13 protein-coding genes and 1 tRNA gene are annotated in these 17,491 nt (G+C 74.9%); 6 read left to right on the top strand and 8 right to left on the bottom strand.

Annotated elements, in window-relative coordinates; translation table 11 throughout:
• Nucleotides 1-50 precede the first annotated feature (50 nt).
• Nucleotides 51-1,151, bottom strand: a complete 1,101-nt coding sequence (locus tag ACZ2G1_RS16445; protein ID WP_470377166.1) for a glycosyltransferase — start codon at nucleotides 1,149-1,151, stop codon at nucleotides 51-53.
• Nucleotides 1,152-1,380: 229 nt separating this feature from the next.
• On the opposite strand from ACZ2G1_RS16445, the gene ACZ2G1_RS16440 reads away from it, so the two are divergent.
• Nucleotides 1,381-2,847, top strand: coding sequence for a lipopolysaccharide biosynthesis protein (locus tag ACZ2G1_RS16440; RefSeq protein ID WP_017831995.1), 1,467 nt, complete (start codon nucleotides 1,381-1,383; stop codon nucleotides 2,845-2,847).
• A 28-nt stretch (nucleotides 2,848-2,875) separates the two neighbouring features.
• Here the strand turns inward: ACZ2G1_RS16440 and ACZ2G1_RS16435 are convergent, their stop codons facing one another.
• The 4 genes from ACZ2G1_RS16435 to ACZ2G1_RS16420 all read right to left on the bottom strand — a co-directional run bounded on the left by ACZ2G1_RS16435 (nucleotide 2,876) and on the right by ACZ2G1_RS16420 (nucleotide 10,753).
• Nucleotides 2,876-4,966 (bottom strand): acyltransferase family protein, encoded by a 2,091-nt coding sequence (locus ACZ2G1_RS16435; RefSeq protein WP_126349857.1) that lies wholly within the window; start codon nucleotides 4,964-4,966, stop codon nucleotides 2,876-2,878.
• 75 nt (nucleotides 4,967-5,041) lie between these two features.
• The gene (locus ACZ2G1_RS16430; RefSeq protein ID WP_470377165.1) at nucleotides 5,042-6,136 is read right to left on the bottom strand and encodes a glycosyltransferase; all 1,095 of its coding nucleotides are present in this window, start codon (nucleotides 6,134-6,136) and stop codon (nucleotides 5,042-5,044) included.
• Between the two features lie 54 nt (nucleotides 6,137-6,190).
• The gene (locus ACZ2G1_RS16425) at nucleotides 6,191-8,377 is read right to left on the bottom strand and encodes a RecQ family ATP-dependent DNA helicase (protein WP_470377164.1); all 2,187 of its coding nucleotides are present in this window, start codon (nucleotides 8,375-8,377) and stop codon (nucleotides 6,191-6,193) included.
• A 579-nt stretch (nucleotides 8,378-8,956) separates the two neighbouring features.
• A complete protein-coding gene (locus ACZ2G1_RS16420; RefSeq protein WP_470377163.1) occupies nucleotides 8,957-10,753 on the bottom strand; it encodes an AMP-binding protein in 1,797 nt (598 codons plus the stop codon).
• Nucleotides 10,754-10,913: 160 nt separating this feature from the next.
• Between ACZ2G1_RS16420 and ACZ2G1_RS16415 the strand changes: the two genes are divergently transcribed.
• A complete protein-coding gene (locus ACZ2G1_RS16415; protein WP_109222210.1) occupies nucleotides 10,914-12,440 on the top strand; it encodes an MFS transporter in 1,527 nt (508 codons plus the stop codon).
• Nucleotides 12,441-12,449: 9 nt separating this feature from the next.
• Here ACZ2G1_RS16415 and ACZ2G1_RS16410 read toward each other — a convergent pair whose 3' ends face one another.
• Nucleotides 12,450-13,742 (bottom strand): DUF2254 domain-containing protein, encoded by a 1,293-nt coding sequence (locus tag ACZ2G1_RS16410; protein ID WP_470377162.1) that lies wholly within the window; start codon nucleotides 13,740-13,742, stop codon nucleotides 12,450-12,452.
• A gap of 120 nt (nucleotides 13,743-13,862) precedes the next feature.
• Between ACZ2G1_RS16410 and pstS the strand changes: the two genes are divergently transcribed.
• On the top strand, nucleotides 13,863-15,023 hold the full coding sequence (pstS, locus tag ACZ2G1_RS16405) for a phosphate ABC transporter substrate-binding protein PstS (protein WP_470377161.1): 1,161 nt from the start codon (nucleotides 13,863-13,865) through the stop codon (nucleotides 15,021-15,023).
• A 23-nt stretch (nucleotides 15,024-15,046) separates the two neighbouring features.
• Nucleotides 15,047-16,129, top strand: coding sequence for an ArsO family NAD(P)H-dependent flavin-containing monooxygenase (locus ACZ2G1_RS16400; RefSeq protein WP_272027086.1), 1,083 nt, complete (start codon nucleotides 15,047-15,049; stop codon nucleotides 16,127-16,129).
• Here the strand turns inward: ACZ2G1_RS16400 and ACZ2G1_RS16395 are convergent.
• Complete coding sequence (locus tag ACZ2G1_RS16395) at nucleotides 16,126-16,350, bottom strand: hypothetical protein (RefSeq protein ID WP_017832004.1); 225 nt, start codon at nucleotides 16,348-16,350, stop codon at nucleotides 16,126-16,128. The two genes, ACZ2G1_RS16400 and ACZ2G1_RS16395, sit on opposite strands and share 4 nt — an antisense overlap.
• Before the next feature lie 162 nt (nucleotides 16,351-16,512).
• On the opposite strand from ACZ2G1_RS16395, the gene ACZ2G1_RS16390 reads away from it, so the two are divergent.
• Both ACZ2G1_RS16390 and ACZ2G1_RS16385 read left to right on the top strand, forming a co-directional pair.
• Nucleotides 16,513-16,767, top strand: a complete 255-nt coding sequence (locus tag ACZ2G1_RS16390; RefSeq protein ID WP_035926085.1) for a hypothetical protein — start codon at nucleotides 16,513-16,515, stop codon at nucleotides 16,765-16,767.
• Nucleotides 16,768-16,932: 165 nt separating this feature from the next.
• Nucleotides 16,933-17,217, top strand: coding sequence for a hypothetical protein (locus tag ACZ2G1_RS16385; RefSeq protein WP_035926082.1), 285 nt, complete (start codon nucleotides 16,933-16,935; stop codon nucleotides 17,215-17,217).
• Between the two features lie 108 nt (nucleotides 17,218-17,325).
• Here the strand turns inward: ACZ2G1_RS16385 and ACZ2G1_RS16380 are convergent.
• Nucleotides 17,326-17,398, bottom strand: a tRNA-Lys gene (locus ACZ2G1_RS16380).
• Between the last annotated feature and the right edge of the window lie 93 nt (nucleotides 17,399-17,491).

Genomic DNA, 17,491 nt, shown 5'->3' with positions numbered 1-17,491 from the left:
CCACGCGGGTGGACAACACGGGCCAGCTTAAGGGAGGACCGGGCACGGGGTCAAAGCCGACGGCGTCCGTGCCGCCCGGCGAGCACCGAGCGGTAGAGCCGGTCGAGGTCCGCCCCGATCCGCTCGGACCCGTAGACGGAGCGGATCTCCGCCGCCATGGCCTCCGGGCCCAGCAGGCCGGGATCCGCCACGACGTCGAGCACGGCGCCGCCGAAGGCCTCAGGGGTGCGCTCGGCCACGAGGCGCCCGTTGCCCGGGTGCACGAAGTCACCCTGCCCGCCGAGGGCGCCCATGACCACCGGCCGGCCCGCGGCGAGGGCCTCGGCCGCCGCCACGCAGAACGTCTCGGACCGGCTGGGCAGCAGGAACACGTCGGCGGCGGCCAGGCGCCGCTGCACCTCGTCCGCCCCCACGCTGCCGAGGAGCTGCACGCGCTCCCCCACCCCGAGCCGGCGCGCCCGCTCCCGGACCTCCTGCTTGAGGCCGCCGGAGCCGCACCAGGTGAGGCGGACGTCGTGGCCGGCGGCGCGCAGCCACGCCACGGTGTCCACGGCCAGGAGAGGGTCCTTGATCTCGCGCAGGGCGCCGACCGCGACGAGCTCCAGGGTGTGCCCCCGCGGCGGGTCCGTGACGTGCGCGGCGTGGTCGACCACGTTGCCGATCCGCTCCACCCGCTCGGCCGGCGCGAAGCGGCGCAGCACGTCGCACATCATGGTGCTCACGCCGGTGACGCGGTCCGGGACGCGCAGGATCCGGCGGCTCCCGGCGAGGAGCCGCCACACGGGCCCGTTCTGCTCGGGGGTGAGCACGCCGTTCCAGTGCTCCGTGTGCACCCACGGGCGGCGTCCTGCGAGCGGCAGGCAGACGAGCGCCGCCGAGAAGGGCATGGTGTGCAGGACGTCCGCCCCGGTCAGGTGGCGGCGGAGCGCGGCGTACGCCCGCAGCAGCGTGAGCGGGCGCAGGGGGTGGAAGGGCAGCCGGAGCACCGGCACCCCGTCCCACTCCTCCGGGACGGCCGGCCCGGTGCGCAGCAGCCGCAGGTGCAGCACCCGGACGTCGTGGTGGCGGGCGGCGGCGCGCACGTGCCGGGGGACGAACGGCGTCTCCCCGGGGCGCTCCCCCGACGGGTACCAGGTGCTGACGACGAGCACGCGCACGGCGCTCAGCCCCCTACCGCGCCGGTGCGACCGGGGGCGGCGTCGGGCGCGGTGCCGGACGGGGGGCCGGACGCGGTGCCGGGCACTGTGCTGGACGGGGTGGGGACGGCGATCATGGTGCCACCCTATCGGCGGGGCCACGGCCGGGGCGCTCCGGGCACCGCGCCGGGGCGCGAGTAGACTCGGGCGCGATGACCAGCCCAGTCCCCGGGTCGGCCGCCTGATGTCCCGGCTGCGCTCGATCCTCTTCCCGCCGCCCAACCACGCGAACACCGATAACCCCCTGGGGTCGGCGTTCGCGCTGACCGTGGTGGCCGTGTTCGTCCAGGGGCTGTCCCGCTTCGGCTACAGCGTCCTGGTGGGCAACCTGCTGGGCCAGGAGGCGCTCGCCGAGGTCAACCTGACGATCTCGCTGGCCCTCTTCCTCGTCCTGCTGTGGCCCCAGGCCTCGGGTACGGGGGCCGCCAAGTTCATCGCGATGGCCCGGGGCCGCCAGGACCCCGAGGGGCAGGCGGCGACGGCCTCCTTCACCGCGAGCAGCGCGTCCGCGGGGATGGCGCTGCTGTCCGTCTCGGCGGTGCTCTACGCCGCGTTCGCGCTCGAGCTCTCCTGGGGCTTCGCGCTCTCGGCGGGCCTGCTCGTGCTCTCCCTGTCGGCCTACAACTTCGTGCGCGGCGTCCGCACGGGCAACAACCAGTTCGTGACCACGACGGCGTGGGACACCATCAGCTCGTTCCTCACCCTCACCCTGCTGCTGCTGGTCCTGCTCGCCGGCTGGCACTGGGTCCTGCTGCTGCCCCTGATCCTCGGCTACACGGTCTACGCGCTGCCCTCCTGGCCCCGCCGCACCGGGGCGCGCCTCGACCCGGCGGTGCGCCGGGAGATCCTGGTCTTCACCGCGTGGGGATCGGCCCACCTGCTGGCGGCGAGCGGTCTGATGCAGCTGTCCCTGGTGATCGGCGACAGCTTCGCCACGAAGGCGGAGGTCGGCCTCTACGCCGCCGCGGTGTCCCTGGCCACCCCCGCCAGCATGCTGTCCGGGGCGATGCTCACCGCGCTGTCCCCCAGCGTGGCCCGCATGTACGCCGCCGGGGACACCGCGGGCCTGACCCGGCAGGTGGACACGATCCTGCGGACGATGGTCACGGTGTTCCTGCCGGTCTTCGGCGTGGGCGCCCTGTGGGCGGAGCCGGTGCTCCGGGTGGTCTACTTCGGGGACCCCGAGTTCGCGGAGGCCGAGCCGCTGCTGGTCCTGCTGTTCCTGGCCGTCTCGGCGACCAGCTTCAACGCCGCGAACGCCCGGCTCAACGGCACCGAGCCCTGGGGGGTCAAGGTGCTCGCCGCCGCCAACGGCCTGGGTCTGGTCGTGGGCGTGGTGACGATGCTCCTGCTGGGCCCGGAGCTCGGCATCACCGCCTCCGCGGTGGGATACCTCGTGGGCTCGCTGCTGAGCGCGGTGCTGCCGCTGCTGGTGGTCTGGCGGCTCGACCGGATGCGGTGGGGCACGGTCCTGCTGCGGATCGTGGCCGGCTACGCGATGATCCTGGTCGCGCTGCAGGTGCTCGGCCCCGACTTCCGGGTGCTGCCGGCGCTCGGGGCGACCGCCGTGTTCCTCGCGGTCTGGGCCGGGCTCAGCGCCCGGGACCTGCGGCCGGCCCTGCGCGCCGCGGGCGCCCGGCTCCGCCGCTGAGCACGCCCCCCGCCCACCCGGCCCCCGCTCACCCGGCGGGCCGGGCCCGCTGCCCGAACTGCCGGTCGAACTGCTCCGCGAAGGCCGGGACCATCGTGACCACGTAGTCGCGGGGCATGTGGTTGTCGTCCATGTAGACCCAGCGGTTGCCGATCCGGGACGGGCACGTGCCGTCGGGGCAGATCCAGTCGCTCATGTCGAGGCTGACGAAGTTCCCGTGCCGCCCCGTCAGCGCGTCGGCCGGGTTCTGCGGGGCCAGCTTCTGCGCCCGCGGCGGGTTGCACCGCTCGGCGTCCGGGCCGTCCTGGTCGATGCAGGTGACCATGTTGAAGGGGAACCGCGGGTTGTCCCGGATCCCGACCACCGTGATGCCCCGCTCGCCGAGGTCCGCCAGGACCTGGGCGAACCCGGGGGCGATCTGCTCGCCGGGCCCCTCGTCGGCGGTCACGGTGGACGTGGTGAGCACGACGTCGATCCCGTGGTCCTCGATGTACCGGTCGGTGAGCCCGATCAGCTCCTGGCACTCGGTGTTGTCGGTGGTCTCCACGGGCTGGAACCGGCAGGCGCCGCGGATGACGGAGACCAGGTTCCAGCCGCGGTCCTCGGCGACGCGCTGGAACGCCGGCAGCCACTGCTCGGCGTGGGAGTTGCCGATCACCATGGCGTCGACCTCGGCGTCCGGGTCGACCGGCAGGGTCGAGCAGGCCACCTTGTAGCCGTCGAACCACTCCTCCGTCGCGGCGTCGCAGGACTCCGGCAGCTCGGACCACTGCCCCTCGCGGACCAGCGGGTTCGGGATCGTGGGCACCTGCGGGTCCTGCTCCCAGGCGAGGTCCCCGGTCAGCACCGCGGCCCCCGGGTTCTCGAGCGCGGCCTGCTCCGCGGCCTCCTGGGCGTGCCGGTCGAGGACCAGCCGCGCCCCGGAGGCGGGGACCAGCACGAGGGCCACGCACAGCACCACGAGGCCGAGCTGGTGCAGGCTCGCGCGGGGTCCGGTGCGGGGCCGGAGGGGCCGCTCGACGAGCCGGTGCACCAGCACGCCCAGCACGATGCTCCCCAGGAGGATGAGCAGCCCGTGCCCCAGCGTGGCCTTGGCGCGGTCCGTGACCACCAGGTAGGTGACGAGCACCGGCCAGTGCACCAGGTAGACGGCGTAGGACGCCTCGCCCAGGACCAGCAGGGGCCGGCGGCTGAGCAGGGCGTCGGCCCCGCGGGGGTCGCCGGTGTGCCCGGCCAGGATCACCAGGGCCGCCCCGGTCAGCGGCCAGAGCGCCGCCCAGCCCGGGAAGGAGCCCTGGACGTCGAGGACGAGTCCGCACACGGCGATGGCCACGAGCCCGGTCCAGCCCAGGAGGAGGCGCAGCGCGCCCGGCAGGGTGACGCCGCGCAGCACGGCCAGGGCCAGCAGGGAGCCGAGGGCGAACTCCCACAGCCGGGCGCGGGTGTCGAAGTAGGCGAAGGCCTGCTCGCTGCTCGTGGAGACCACCGAGAAGGCGAAGGAGGCGAGGAAGACGGCGCTGAACACGCCGGTGGCCACCGTGGTGACGGTCCACCGGGTGCGCTCGGCGATCAGCCCGCACAGCGCGAGGAGCAGTGGCCACAGCAGGAACACCTGGCCCTGCACGGACAGGGACCAGAAGTGCTGGAACGGGCTGGCCCCGGAGGTGTCCGCGGCGTAGTAGTCGACCGCGTTGAGGGCGAGCACCCAGTTCTGGGAGTACAGCACCGTGGCCGCCGCCTCCTCGATCGCGGCGTACCAGCGGTCGGACGGGAACAGGAGCCGCACCACGACGAGAGTGCCCAGGACCGTGACGACGACGGGGGGCAGCAGCCGCGAGAACGTCCTGGTCCAGTAGCGGCCCAGCTGCGGCCCCTTCCCGGCCTCGAGCCGCCGGACGAAGGAGAGCGTCATGAGGAACGCCGAGATGAACAGGAAGACGTCCACCCCGCCCGAGACCCCGCCGATCCACACGTGGTAGACGGCGACCAGGAGGACGGCCACGGTGCGCAGCCCCTGGACCTCGGGGCGGAAGCGGTGGGCGGGGGCGGAGGCGCCCGCCGGGGGCGCGGTGCTGTTCGCGACCCCGGGGGAAGGGTCGGCGGGGAGGAGGCGGCTCATGGAGTTCTCTCGTCGGGCGGGGGGTCGGACGACTGGCTCGGCACCATTGTCACACTGGACGGTGGCGTCTCCCGGTCACACCAGCAGGGACGCGGCCATGAACCGCAGGGGGGCCTCGCGGCGCAGGACCCTGCGCGGGTCCCGGGTGAGCAGGGTGCTGGGCCAGCCGAAGCGGCGACGGGCGTTGTCCACCCGGAGGATGGCCTCCGCCGTCGCCCCCCGCCGGACGACGAGGTCCAGGACCTCCCGGTCCGCGCGGGAGAGCACGGTGAGCGCGCGGGGGGCGCGCGTGCCGACCAGTGCGAGCAGGCCGCGCACCTGGTCCGCGTCCTCCGGGGTCCAGCGCCCGGCCGCCGTCCGGGCGCGCACGGCGCCGAAGACCTGGACCCGGAGGATCTTGGCGGCGATCGCCGTCCGCTGCTCCACGGACAGCCCGGCGTACCAGGAGCCGCCGAGCAGGTCGGTCGCCGCGGCGAGGTCGTCCGTCAGGGGCCGGGGCGCGGCACTGATCCGGTCGGCGGCCCCCTCCCGCAGGAGGTAGCCGGCGCCGCGGGGCGCGAGGTCGACCCGCCCGTCGCCGAACCAGGCCCGGGCCACCAGCTCCTGGTCCTCCCCGGTGGCGTACCGGCCGTTGAAGCGGACCCCGCGGTCCACCAGGAGCTCCCGGCGGAGCAGCCCGAAGACGTGGGTCCGGTAGGCGAGCCGGTCCTTGACCGGGTCGAGGTCCGCGCGGCGGAAGGGCCGCGGCACGGGGGTGCGCACCGGCCGGCCGGAGTCCTTGACCAGCCGCGGGAGCACCGCCGCCGAGCCGTGGCGCTCGGCGGTCGCCGTCCAGGCCGCGAGGGCCCCGGGGGCGAGGGTGTCGTCACTGTCCACGAAGGACACGTACCGGGCGCGGGAGCGCTCGAGGGCCAGGTTGCGGGGCCCGGCCGGGTTGCCGGTGCCGTCGAAGCACTCCACCAGCTCCACGAGCGGCCGGTGCTCCGCCGCGAGGCGGTCGCGGATCAGTGCCGCCTCGACGTTGTGGCACACCACCGTGATGTGCACCCCGCCGTGGTCGCCGACCGGGAGCCCCCCGGCCAGCACGGAGCCGACGGCCCGGTCCACGGGCCGGGCGGGGGTGTGCACCGGGATGATGACGTCGACGAGCGGCGCGGGGGCAGGGGACACGCAGGCCAGCGTACAAGACCGCGCCGGGCCCGGCCGCCCGGCGCGGTCCGCGCCTCAGCCCTGGGAGGCCAGGACGAACGGCAGCACGGGTCCGGACCCGGCCCGGCGCAGCGCGCGGGCGGCCACGGCGAGCGTCCAGCGGCTGTCCACGAGATCGTCGACCAGCAGCACCGGGCGCCCGCCCAGCCGGTCCAGCCCCTCCGCGAGCTCGGGGGGCACCCGGAACTTCTCCCACAGGGCCGCGAGGCGGTACGCGCTGTTGCCGCCGTGCCCGCCGGACGGGAAGCCCTCGGGGACCTCGAGCTCCCCCAGATAGGGCAGGTGCCCGACCTCGGCCATGCCCTCCGCCAGGGAGCGCACGAGCCGGGGGCGCGAGCGGGACGGGATCGAGACGACGGCCGCGGGCCGGTCCGACCAGCGCCACTCGGCGAGCACCTGGACGCACGCCCGGCCGAGGGCGGGGTCCACCGGTCCGTCGACCGGCGCGCCCTCCTCGTCGGTGCGGAACACCTCGCGCAGCCGGTTGCCCCAGCCGAGGTCCGTGAGCCGGGCGAGTGCCCGGCCCTCGGCGCAGCGCTCCTCCTCGGGGATCCGGCCCTTGACCTCGACCCCGAGGCGCGGCATCCCGGTGGGCCACTGGGCGCGCGGCTCCACCACGACGCCCACCCGGGTCAGGGCGGCGCCCGCGGAGTCGGTGGCGGACTCGTCGACGGTCGTGGGGTACCAGGGGCCGGCGCAGCTGTCGCAGCGCCCGCAGGGCTCGGCCGTGGCGTCGTCGAGCTGCCGGGCGAGGAACTCCATGCGGCACCCGGTGGTGCGCTCGTACTCGAGCATGGCGTTCTGCTCGGCCACCCGTGCCGCGGCGATCCGGCCGTAGCGCTCGGCGTCGTAGCGCCACGGCACGCCCGTGCTCTGCCAGCCGCCCTGCACGCGCTCCACCGCGCCCTCGACGGCGAGCACCTTCAGGAGCAGCTCGAGCGGGCTGCGCCGGACGTCCACGCGGGACTCCAGCACGGCCACGGACAGGGCGCCGCCCGCGGCCCCCAGCTCGTCCAGGACGGCGGCGGCCTTCTGCTCGGTGGGCATCGACGAGGTGGCGAAGTACTCCCAGATCCGGCGGTCCTCGGTGCCCGGCAGCAGCAGGACGTCCGCGTTGCCCGTGGCGCGGCCCGCACGGCCCACCTGCTGGTAGTAGGCCACGGGCGAGGACGGCGCCCCCAGGTGCACCACGAAGCCGAGGTCCGGCTTGTCGAAGCCCATCCCGAGCGCGGAGGTGGCCACGAGGGCCTTGACCCTGTTCTCCTTGAGGGCGGCCTCGAGCTCCTCGCGCTCGCCCTGGTCGGTGCGCCCGGTGTAGGCGCGCACGGGGATCCCGGCGTCGGCGAGCGCCTGGGCCGTGTCCTCGGCGGCCCCCACGGTCAGCGCGTAGATGATCCCGCTGCCCGGGAGGGACCCGACGTGCTCGAGCAGCCAGGCGAGGCGGGCCGTGGCCGAGGGCAGGTCCAGCACGCCGAGGCGCAGGGACGCCCGGGAGAGCGGGCCGCGGAGGGTGAAGACCTCCCCCGTGCTGCTGCCGCCGGGCCGCACGCCCAGCTGCTCCTCGACGTCGGCGACCACGCGCTCGTTCGCGGTGGCGGTCGTGGCCAGGACGGGGACCTGCTCCGGGAGCCGGGCGATGAGGTCGCGGATGCGCCGGTAGTCGGGGCGGAAGTCGTGGCCCCAGTCGGAGATGCAGTGCGCCTCGTCCACCACGAGCAGCCCGAGCCGGGCGACCAGCTGCGGCAGCTGCTGCTCGCGGAACACGGGGTTGTTGAGCCGCTCCGGGGAGACCAGCAGGACGTCGAGCTCGTCGGCCTCCAGCTGCGCGGCGATCTGCCCCCACTCGGTGGCGTTGGCGGAGTTGATGGCCGCCGCCCGGACCCCGGCGCGGGCGGCGGCGGAGACCTGGTCCCGCATGAGGGCCAGCAGCGGGGAGACGATCAGGGTGGGCCCGCGGCCCCGGGCCCGCAGGAGCAGGGCGGAGAGGAAGTAGACCGCGGACTTGCCCCAGCCGGTCCGCTGCACCACCAGGGCCCGCCGGCCGCGCCCCACGAGGGCCTCGACCGCCTCGAACTGCCCGGGGTGGAAGGCGGCGTCCGGCCGGCCGGTGAGCGCGCGCAGCAGGTGGAGCGCGTCCTCGTGCAGGGCCGGGTCCGGCGCGGTGTCGTGGGCGGCGATGTCGTGGGCCGGGGAAGTCGTCATGGCCCCAGTCTTCCAGGGCCCCCCGACGCCGCCCGACCGGAGGGCGGGGCGTGCAGTGGCGACGGGGCCCGGACAGAGCGATGCGCCCGCTGCCCATCCGTCGAACGGATGGCCCCCGCAGCGGGCGCATCGACCGGCCTGGCGGCCGGTGGCGAGCAGAGACTCGCCTGGCGGGAGTACCGCCCCCCAGCGGTGCTCCCATTCGGTTCACCCCCCGATGAACCGGTTGCACCGGCACCCCCCGATGCCTGCGTGCACGCGGCCCATCCCCCGATGAACCACAGTCGATCCGCCCCCCCGGCGGATCGGTTGGTTCCGCCCCATCGGGTGAACCAATTGGCACCATGGTGGCAGGGTTTCTGTGACCTGTCACGGACCGTGAAGTCACATTCGATCCGGGGGACACTCAAGCAGATTCATCTATTTGCACTAGTCAACAGAGGGTTCTGTGGCGGCTTTTCGCTACCGGTGGGTATTCGGGGGGCGGCGGGCGTGGCACGAAGTGGGGACATCCGGGGCCCTCGGCGTCCCCCGTTGGGCGCACGCAGGGCGCCGTGCGCGGCGTCACATTGCGGGCGCTCAGCCGCGCAGCCCCGGGAAGTCGGCCTCCGTGTACTCGACGCCGTACCCGTCGGCCCCGGGCGTCGCGGGGCCGGAGCGGTCCGCGGCCTCCTCCCGCTCGCGCAGCACCACCCGGCGGATCTTGCCGGAGATCGTCTTGGGCAGGTCCGTGAACTCCACCCGGCGCACCCGCTTGTAGGGGGCGAGGTTCTCCCGGGCGAAGCGCAGGATCTCCCCGGCGAGCTCCCGGGTGGGCTCCGCGCCGGCGGCGAGCACCAGGTAGGCCTTCGGCACCGCGTGCCGGACCGGGTCCGGCGCCGGGACCACGGCGGCCTCGGCCACCGCGGGGTGCTCGATGAGCACGGACTCCAGCTCGAACGGGGAGATCCGGTAGTCGGAGGCCTTGAACACGTCGTCGGTGCGGCCCACGTACGTGTAGACGCCGTGCTCGTCGCGGCGGGCGATGTCGCGCGTGTGGTACCAGCCGTCCTTGACGACCTCGGCCGTGCGCTCGGGCTCGTCGATGTAGCCGGCCATGATCCCGGGCGGGTCGTCGTCGACCTTCAGGCAGATCTCCCCCTCCTCGGCGGGTGCGCCCGTCTGCGGGTCGAAGAGGTCGACGACGAAGCCCGGCAGGGGCCGGCCCATGGCCCCCGGCACCACCGGCTGCCCGGGGGTGTTGGCGATCTGCAGCGTGGTCTCCGTCTGCCCGTAGCCGTCCCGGATGGTCACGCCCCAGGCGTCCTGCACCCGGCGGATCACCTCGGGGTTGAGCGGCTCGCCGGCGGAGACGGCGGACGTCGGCGGGTCCTGCACGCGGTGCAGGTCCGCCTGGATGAGCATCCGCCACACCGTGGGCGGCGCGCAGAAGCTCGTCACCCCGGCCCGGCCCATCTGCTCCAGGAGACCCGCCGCGTCGAAGCGGGACTGGTTGTGGACGAACACGGTGGCCTCCGCGATCCACGGGGCGAAGAAGTTGGACCACGAGTGCTTGCCCCACCCCGGCGAGGCGATGTTCAGGTGGACGTCCCCGGGGCGCAGGCCCATCCAGTAGACCGTGGACAGGTGCCCGAAGGAGTAGGAGGCGTGGGTGTGCTCCACGAGCTTGGCCTGGGACGTGGTGCCGGAGGTGAAGTACAGCAGCAGGGGGTCGCGGGAGCGCGTGACGCCCTCCGGGACGAAGACGGCGTCCGCGGCCGCGGCCTGCTCGTACGGGTGCACGGGACGGCCGGGCAGCTGTGCGCGCGCCGCCTCCACCTCCGCGGCGGCACCGACGACGACGAGCTCGTAGTCGCCGTCGACGCCCGCGAACTTGGGGGCGTTGGCGGCGTCCGTGACGACCCACGAGACCTTGCCGCGCTGCACCCGGTCCAGCAGGTCGGCCGGCGGCATCATCACGGCGGTCGGGATCAGGGGCGCGCCCAGCTTCATGCCGGCGAGCTGGGTCTCCCACAGCTCGAGCTGGTTGCCGAGCATGAGCAGCACGCGGTCGCCGCGCCGCACCCCCAGGCCCCGCAGCCAGTTCGCGGTGCGCGCCGAGGACCCAGCGAGCTCCCGGAAGGTCCGCCGGAGCTCCGTGCCGTCCTCCTCGACGATCCACAGCGCGTCCCGGGCCCCGCGCTCCGGGTCCCGGGCGACGTGGTCGAACCAGTCCAGGGCGTAGTTGAAGTGCTCCATCCGGGGCCAGCGGAACTCCTCGCGGGCCCGGTCGTAGTCCTCGCGCAGCGCCAGGACGCGGTCCCGTGCCGCCTCGTACTGCTCGGAGACGCCGGGGGCGGCGTCGGACGTCGCACTGGTGGGGACCGGCTCGGCCATCGGGGACCTCCATGGTTGTCGCTGCGGGCCGGACGGAACCGTCCGGCGGGCCATCCCGTGCAGTCTAGTGCGGCGCCCCTCCCCCGTCCCGGGGGCGGGCCCGGTGCCGGCTCTGGAAGGATGGGGGCCGCACCCCCGCCCGGAAGGAGCCCGTCCCGCCATGCTGTCCCCGGCACCCGACGTCCCGGTCCGCGCCGGCGCCCGCGAGTGGGCCGCCCTCGTGGTCCTCATGCTTCCGGTGCTGCTGATCTCGGTGGACAACACGGTGCTGAACTTCGCGCTGCCGGAGATCTCCCGCGAGCTGCGCCCCACCGGCACGCAGCTGCTGTGGATGGTGGACGCCTATCCGCTGGTGCTCGCCGGGCTGCTCGTGCCCATGGGCGCCCTCGGGGACCGGGTGGGCCGCCGCCGGCTGCTGCTGGTGGGCAGCACGGGCTTCGCGGCGGTGTCCGCACTCGCCGCGTTCGCCCCGACCGGGGAGGCCCTCGTCGCCGCGCGGGCGCTGCTGGGACTCTTCGGCTCGATGCTGATGCCCGCGACCCTGTCCCTGCTGCGCAACATCTTCCACGACCCGACGCAGCGGCGGGCGGCCATCGCGGTGTGGGCCACGGGCTTCTCGGCGGGCGGGATCCTGGGGCCGGTCGTGGGCGGGTTCCTGCTCCAGCACTTCTGGTGGGGCTCCGTGTTCCTCCTCGCGGTCCCGGTGCTGCTGCCGCTCCTGGTCCTGGCGCCGGTGCTGGTGCCGGAGTCCCGCAACCCGGCCCCGGGCCCGGTGGACGTGCCCAGCGCCGCGCTGATCATGACCGCCATGGTGGCGCTGGTCCACGGCATCAAGGACCTCGGCGGCCACGGCCCGTCCGCCGGCGTGCTGGCCGCCGCGGTGCTGGCCGTGACCGCCGGGACGCTGTTCGTGCGCCGCCAGCTGCGCAGCCCGGTGCCGATGCTGGACCTGCGGCTGTTCCGCCACGCCCCGTTCACCGGCGGGCTGCTCAACAACCTGGTGGCCTCGACCACCTTCATCGGCTTCCTGTTCTTCGTCTCCCAGTACCTGCAGCTGGTGGAGGGCCTGCCGCCCCTGGAGGCGGGCCTCGCACTGCTGCCGGGGGCCGTGGTCACGATCGTCTCGGGGCTGCTGGTGGTGCACGTGGTCGGCGTCGTGCCCCCCGCGCTCGTGCTCGGCGGCGGGCTGCTGGTCATGGCCTCGGGCTTCCTGCTCGTCCTGCTCGGGGACCTCTCCGGCGGGGCCGTGCTCGTGGTGGCCCTCGTGGTCATCGGGCTGGGCTCCGGCGCGGCCCAGACGATCGCGGGGGACCTGATCCTCACCGAGGTGGCCCCCGAGCAGGCCGGCGCCGCCTCCGCGATCTCGGAGACCGCCTACGAGCTGGGGGCCGGGCTGGGCGTGGCCGTCCTGGGCACGGCCGTGACCGCGACCTACGCCGCCCGGGTGGAGGTCCCGCCGGGCCTGGACCCCGAGCAGGCCGCCACCGCGTCCGAGACCCTCGGCGGGGCGGTCGACGTCGCCGCGGCCCTCGGCCCGGACGCGTCCGGGGAGCTGCTGGCCTCGTCCGTGGCGGCCTTCGAGGCCGGCGTGCACCTGTCCGCCGGGATCGGCGCCGCCCTGCTGGCCGGGACCGGCGTGGCCGTGAGCCTGCTGCTGCGCCGGGTCCCGCGGCTCCGGCGCCGGTAGCGGATCCGCTCAGTCGGCCGAGCGCAGCCTGACGTGCTGCTCCACCCGGGCGAGGTCCCGGGGGTGGGGTTCGCTCTCGCGGAAGCGGGCGAGCAGGACGTCGACGTGCTCGCGCGCCTGCCGCCGCACGGACGGGTGGACGCTGGCCGCCTCGATCCGGGCGGCGAGGTCCACGAGGGCCAGCAGGACGCTGACGTGCCCGGTGGCGTGCGGGCCGATCTGGTCGAACGGCATGTCCACGATCTCCTCGACCCCCACCGTCCCGTAGCGCAGCCGGTGCACGCCGTCGACCACCACCGTGTTCCCCGGCAGCGGGCGGGCCACGGCGGCGACGATCCCGGACGCGACCTCCTCGACGGCGTTGACCGCGGTGTAGGGGTCGTTGGTGCTCGGGGAGAGGGCGCGCACGGCGAGCTCCACGACCTGCTGCTCCGCGAAGCGGACGTCCTGGAGCGCCGAGCGCGAGTCGCCCACCCGCACGCAGCGCCGCAGCCGGTCCGCCAGCTCCCCGGCCCGGTGCGCGGGCCACACCCGGACCAGCGGCTCCTCCGCCAGGACGTGGTCGCCCACCCGCGGCACGAGCTCGAGGACGACGTCACCGGCCGCGGCGTGGTCCCGGAGCCGCTCGTAGTCGACGCCGACGACGTAGCCCACGCTGCCCGCACGGACCTCTCCCCCGCCGCTGCGGCGCCCCGCGGTCCGGACCAGCTCCTCCGGCGTCTCCTCCGGGTGCCACCGCTCGATCACGTCCAGCAGGCGCCGGCGCGCGCCGTGGACGAGGGTGTCCACCTGCACGGAGTCCGCGATGTGGTGGATGAAGTAGACGATCAGGGCGACGTCCGCGACCGCCAGCAGCACGCCGAGGTTGACCGCCAGGTGCGGGACGAACGGCTGGGCGAGGTCGTCGGAGGCCGAGCGGATCGTGCGCAGGACCAGCAGCGCGTAGATGAAGGTGGACACGAGCACGCCCAGCACCACCTGGTTGCCGCGGTCCGCCATGAAGTTGCGCACCAGCCGGGGCCCGTACGTGGAGCTGGCCGTGGCGATCACCGAGATGGTGATGGAGAAGGCGGTGGCGGCCACGCCCAGCATCGATCCGCCGATCGCGGAGAGCATCGACCGGGACCCGTCGATGCCGACGGCGTAGACCCACGCGATCCACGGGGAGTCCAGGTCCTCGGGCAGCCACCGGTCGACGGCCACCACGGACTGGGCCAGGACGACGGCGGCGAGAACGCACACGGCGGGCACGAACCAGAACCTGTCGAACACCCGGCGCCACGAGCCGGAGAGCTTGTCCATGCGCCCACCCTAGACCTGCCCCTCCCGGCGGTGGCGGTAGGCTGGGCGCCCGGACCCGCGCACCCGCGGACGCGCCACCTCCCTGACGCCCCACCTGACCGCCCTCGAGGAGACCTCCCCATGCTCAACGCTTCGCGACCGCGCCGACGGAACAGGACCGGCCGTGCGCTGCGGGCCGGCGCGGCCCCGGCCCTGGTCCTGGCCCTGGTCCTGGCCCTGGCGGCGCTGACCGGGTGCGGCTCGGACTACCCCCTCGGCGAGGAGCAGCGCCGCGCCGCGGAAGAGGGCGGCTCGGACCTGTCCGGGATCCTCACCGGGGTGGGCTCCTCGGCGCAGAACGCCGCCATGCTGACGTGGCGGAGCGGCTTCGAGTCGATGCACCCGGACGCGCAGGTGCAGTACCTCTCCGCGGGTTCCGGGGCGGGGCGCAGCGCGCTCGTGGGGGGCGGCACCGACTTCGCCGGCTCGGACGCCTACCTGGACGAGGAGGAGCAGGCCGAGGTCCGGGACTTCTGCGGCCCCGGTGGCGCCCTGAACATCCCCGTCTACATCTCCCCGATCAGCGTGGCCTTCAACCTCCCCGGCATCCAGGAGCTCGACCTCGACGCCGCGACCATCGCGGGCATCTTCCGCCACGAGATCACCCGGTGGGACGACCCGGCCATCGCCGCCCAGAACTCCGGCGTGGAGCTGCCCGACCTGCCGATCACGCCCATCGCCCGCGCGGACGACTCGGGGACGACCGAGAACTTCACCGACTACCTGCACTCGGTGGTCCCCGAGGTGTGGACGGACGAGGAGGACGGCGGCTGGCCGGCGGGGCTGCCCACGGAGCGCTCCCAGGGCAACGCCGGGGTGGTGAGCCTCACGGCCGAGACCGAGGGCGCCGTCACCTACGCGGACGACTCGCTCGTGGACGACTCCCTCGGCAAGGCCCGGGTGAAGGTGGGCTCCGAGTACGTGGCCGTGTCCGGCGAGGCGGCCGGCACCGCGGTCGGCGAGGCCTCCCGGGTGGAGGGCACCGGCCGGCACGACATCGCCCTCGAGCTGGACCGCGAGCCGGACGCGCCCGGGGCCTATCCGGTGGTCCTCGTCTCCTACCACATCTACTGCAGCAGCTACGGGGACCCGGAGGTCCTCGAGCTGGCCAAGGAGTTCGGACACTACGTGGTCAGCGAGGAGGGCCAGCAGGCCTCCTCGGAGGCCGTCAAGAGCGCCCCGCTGCCGGAGAACCTGACCGCCGAGGCGCAGGCCGCCCTCGACTCGATCACCCTCCGCTGACCGGCCGGGACGGGAGCACGGACGTGGGCGAGGTCCTCGACGTCGCCGTGGTGGGCGCCGGGCAGGCCGGACTGGCCGTGGGCTACCACCTCCGGCGCACCGGCCTGTCCTTCGCGCTCCTCGACGAGCAGGAGGCGCCGGGCGGGGCGTGGCGGCACGTCTGGCCGTCGCTGCGGCTGTTCTCCCCCGCCGCGTACTCGTCCCTGCCCGGGCACCCGATGCCGGACACGGCCGGGGCGGCCCCGGACGCCGCGCACGTGGTCGACTACCTGTCCCGGTACGAGGAGCGCTACGGGCTGCCCGTCCGGCGACCGGTCCGGGTGCGGGCCGTGCACCGTGACGGGGCGGGGTTCCGCCTGGTGACGGACGACGGCGAGCTGCGGACGCGCGCCGTCGTGAGCGCCACCGGCACGTGGTCGCAGCCGTTCCGGCCTGCCCTCCCCGGGCAGCGGGAGTACCGCGGCGAGCAGGTGCACAGCGCCCACTACGAGGGGCCGGCGCGGTACCGCGGCCGCCGCGTGCTCGTGGTCGGCGGGGCGAACTCGGGGGCGCAGATCGCCGCCGAGCTCGCCGAGGTGTGCGAGCTGACGTGGTGCACCAACGCCCCGCCCCGCTACCTCCCCGACGAGGTCGACGGGCGCGAGCTGTTCCGCGTGGCCACGCTGCGCGCGCAGGCCCTCGCCGCGGGCCGGCCGGATCCCGGCGGGGTGGCGAGCCTCGGCGACGTGGTGGCCGTTCCCTCCGTGCGCCGCGCCCGCGACGCCGGGGTGCTCGACCCCCGGCCGATGTTCACGCGCTTCACCGCGCACGGCGTGGTCATGACGGACGGCCGGGAGCAGCCCGTGGACGCCGTCGTGTGGTGCACCGGGTTCCGCCCGGCCCTCCGGCACCTGCGGCCCCTGCACCTGCGGGAGGACGACGGGCGGATCCGCACCGAGGGAACGGCCTCCACCCGGGTGCCCGGCCTGTACCTCGTGGGGTACGGGGACTGGACGGGCCCGGGATCGGCAACCCTCGTCGGTGTCGGCCGCTCGGCGCGGGACACGGTCGCGGCGGTGCGGAAGCGGCTCGCCGGCGGCTGGGACCAGCGCGCGGCCGCCCCCTAGACCGGGTCGTCGGGTCCGAGGTCCTCCGGTCGCCGGTCGCGCCGGACGAAGCGGACCACCCGGACGGCGATCACCCCGGCCCAGAGCAGCAGCAGCACGAACACGAAGGCGCTGAACACCCCGTCCTCCGAGGACCAGGTGAGCAGCTGGCCCGCGAGCAGCAGCACCGCGGTCGCGGAGAGCAGGATCAGCGCGGTGCGCTCGCTGCTTCGCTCGGACATGGCGGCTCCTGCCGGTCGGCGTCCTGGTCCCCGGATCCTCGCACATCCCGGACGGGTGCGTCCTGCGGGACTCCGGTCCGGGAACGTCATCCGCCGCCCTTCCCCCGACACGGCGGGCCGTCGGGCTACCGTGGAGAGGTCCCCGACAGAGAGGCTCCCCCGATGCGCCGCACCCTTCCCGCCGTGGCCCTGCTCGCGCTGACGCTGACCGGGTGCGACGACCGGCCGGAGGAGGTGGCGAGCACCCCCGGTGCCTCCCCCACCTCCTTCAGTCCTCCTCCCCCGGTCACCGCCACGCCGACCCCGACGCCCGACGGCCTGCCCACGGATCCGGGCACCGGGTCCGCGGCTCCGGCCCCGGACCCGCCCGGCCCCGAGTCGGTCCCCACCCCCTCCGAGCAGCTCGACGGGCCGTAGCACGGCCCGGGCGGGAGGACGCCGGCGTCCGGCCGGACAAAAGTGCAGGGGATGCCGACGGATGTCCACACCTCGATCCCTCGGCGACACGCGCGGGCCACGGGTGCCCCCGGGCTATCACATGCATAAACATGGGCATACCCCCTCTCCCTGGAAGGTTCCCCCATGTACGAGAACACCGCTCTCGTTCCCCGCCCCCGCTGGGCCACCCATCAGGAGCTGACCGACCCCGAGACGGTCACCAACTCGCGGGAGCTGCCCGCCCGGTCCCTCGCCGGCCCGTCGGCGGTCGCGCTCCTGGAGACCTGGGAGGTCATCACCACCGCGGACGGCTCCTACGCCCACCGTGACGGGCTCGTCCTGCACATCGGCCACGAGGCGTGGACCGTGGAGCAGGCCAGGGCCCTGCACGACCGCATCGGCGAGGCCCTCGCACTGCTCGACCGGTAGCACCACCGGCGCCGCCGGGCGCCCCCGCGCACCGGGTCGCCCGCCGCGGGGGAGCAGAGAACCCCACCGGCCCCGGGCGCACCGGGAGCGATGGGGTTCTGTCGCGGGTGGGCCCCGTGGGGCTCGAACCCACGACCCATGGATTAAAAGTCCACTGCTCTACCAGCTGAGCTAGAGGCCCGTGCTCCACCGGCGAGCGCGGGGCGGCCGGTCCGGAGCGGGCACCACTCTACCGCACGGTCCCCCCGGGAGCCGGACGCCTAGAGTGGTGGGC

Source organism: Kocuria sp. KKT182, from assembly GCF_055635395.1.
The sequence above is the reverse complement of the archived record's forward strand: the minus strand, read 5'-3'. Positions and strand labels throughout refer to the sequence as shown.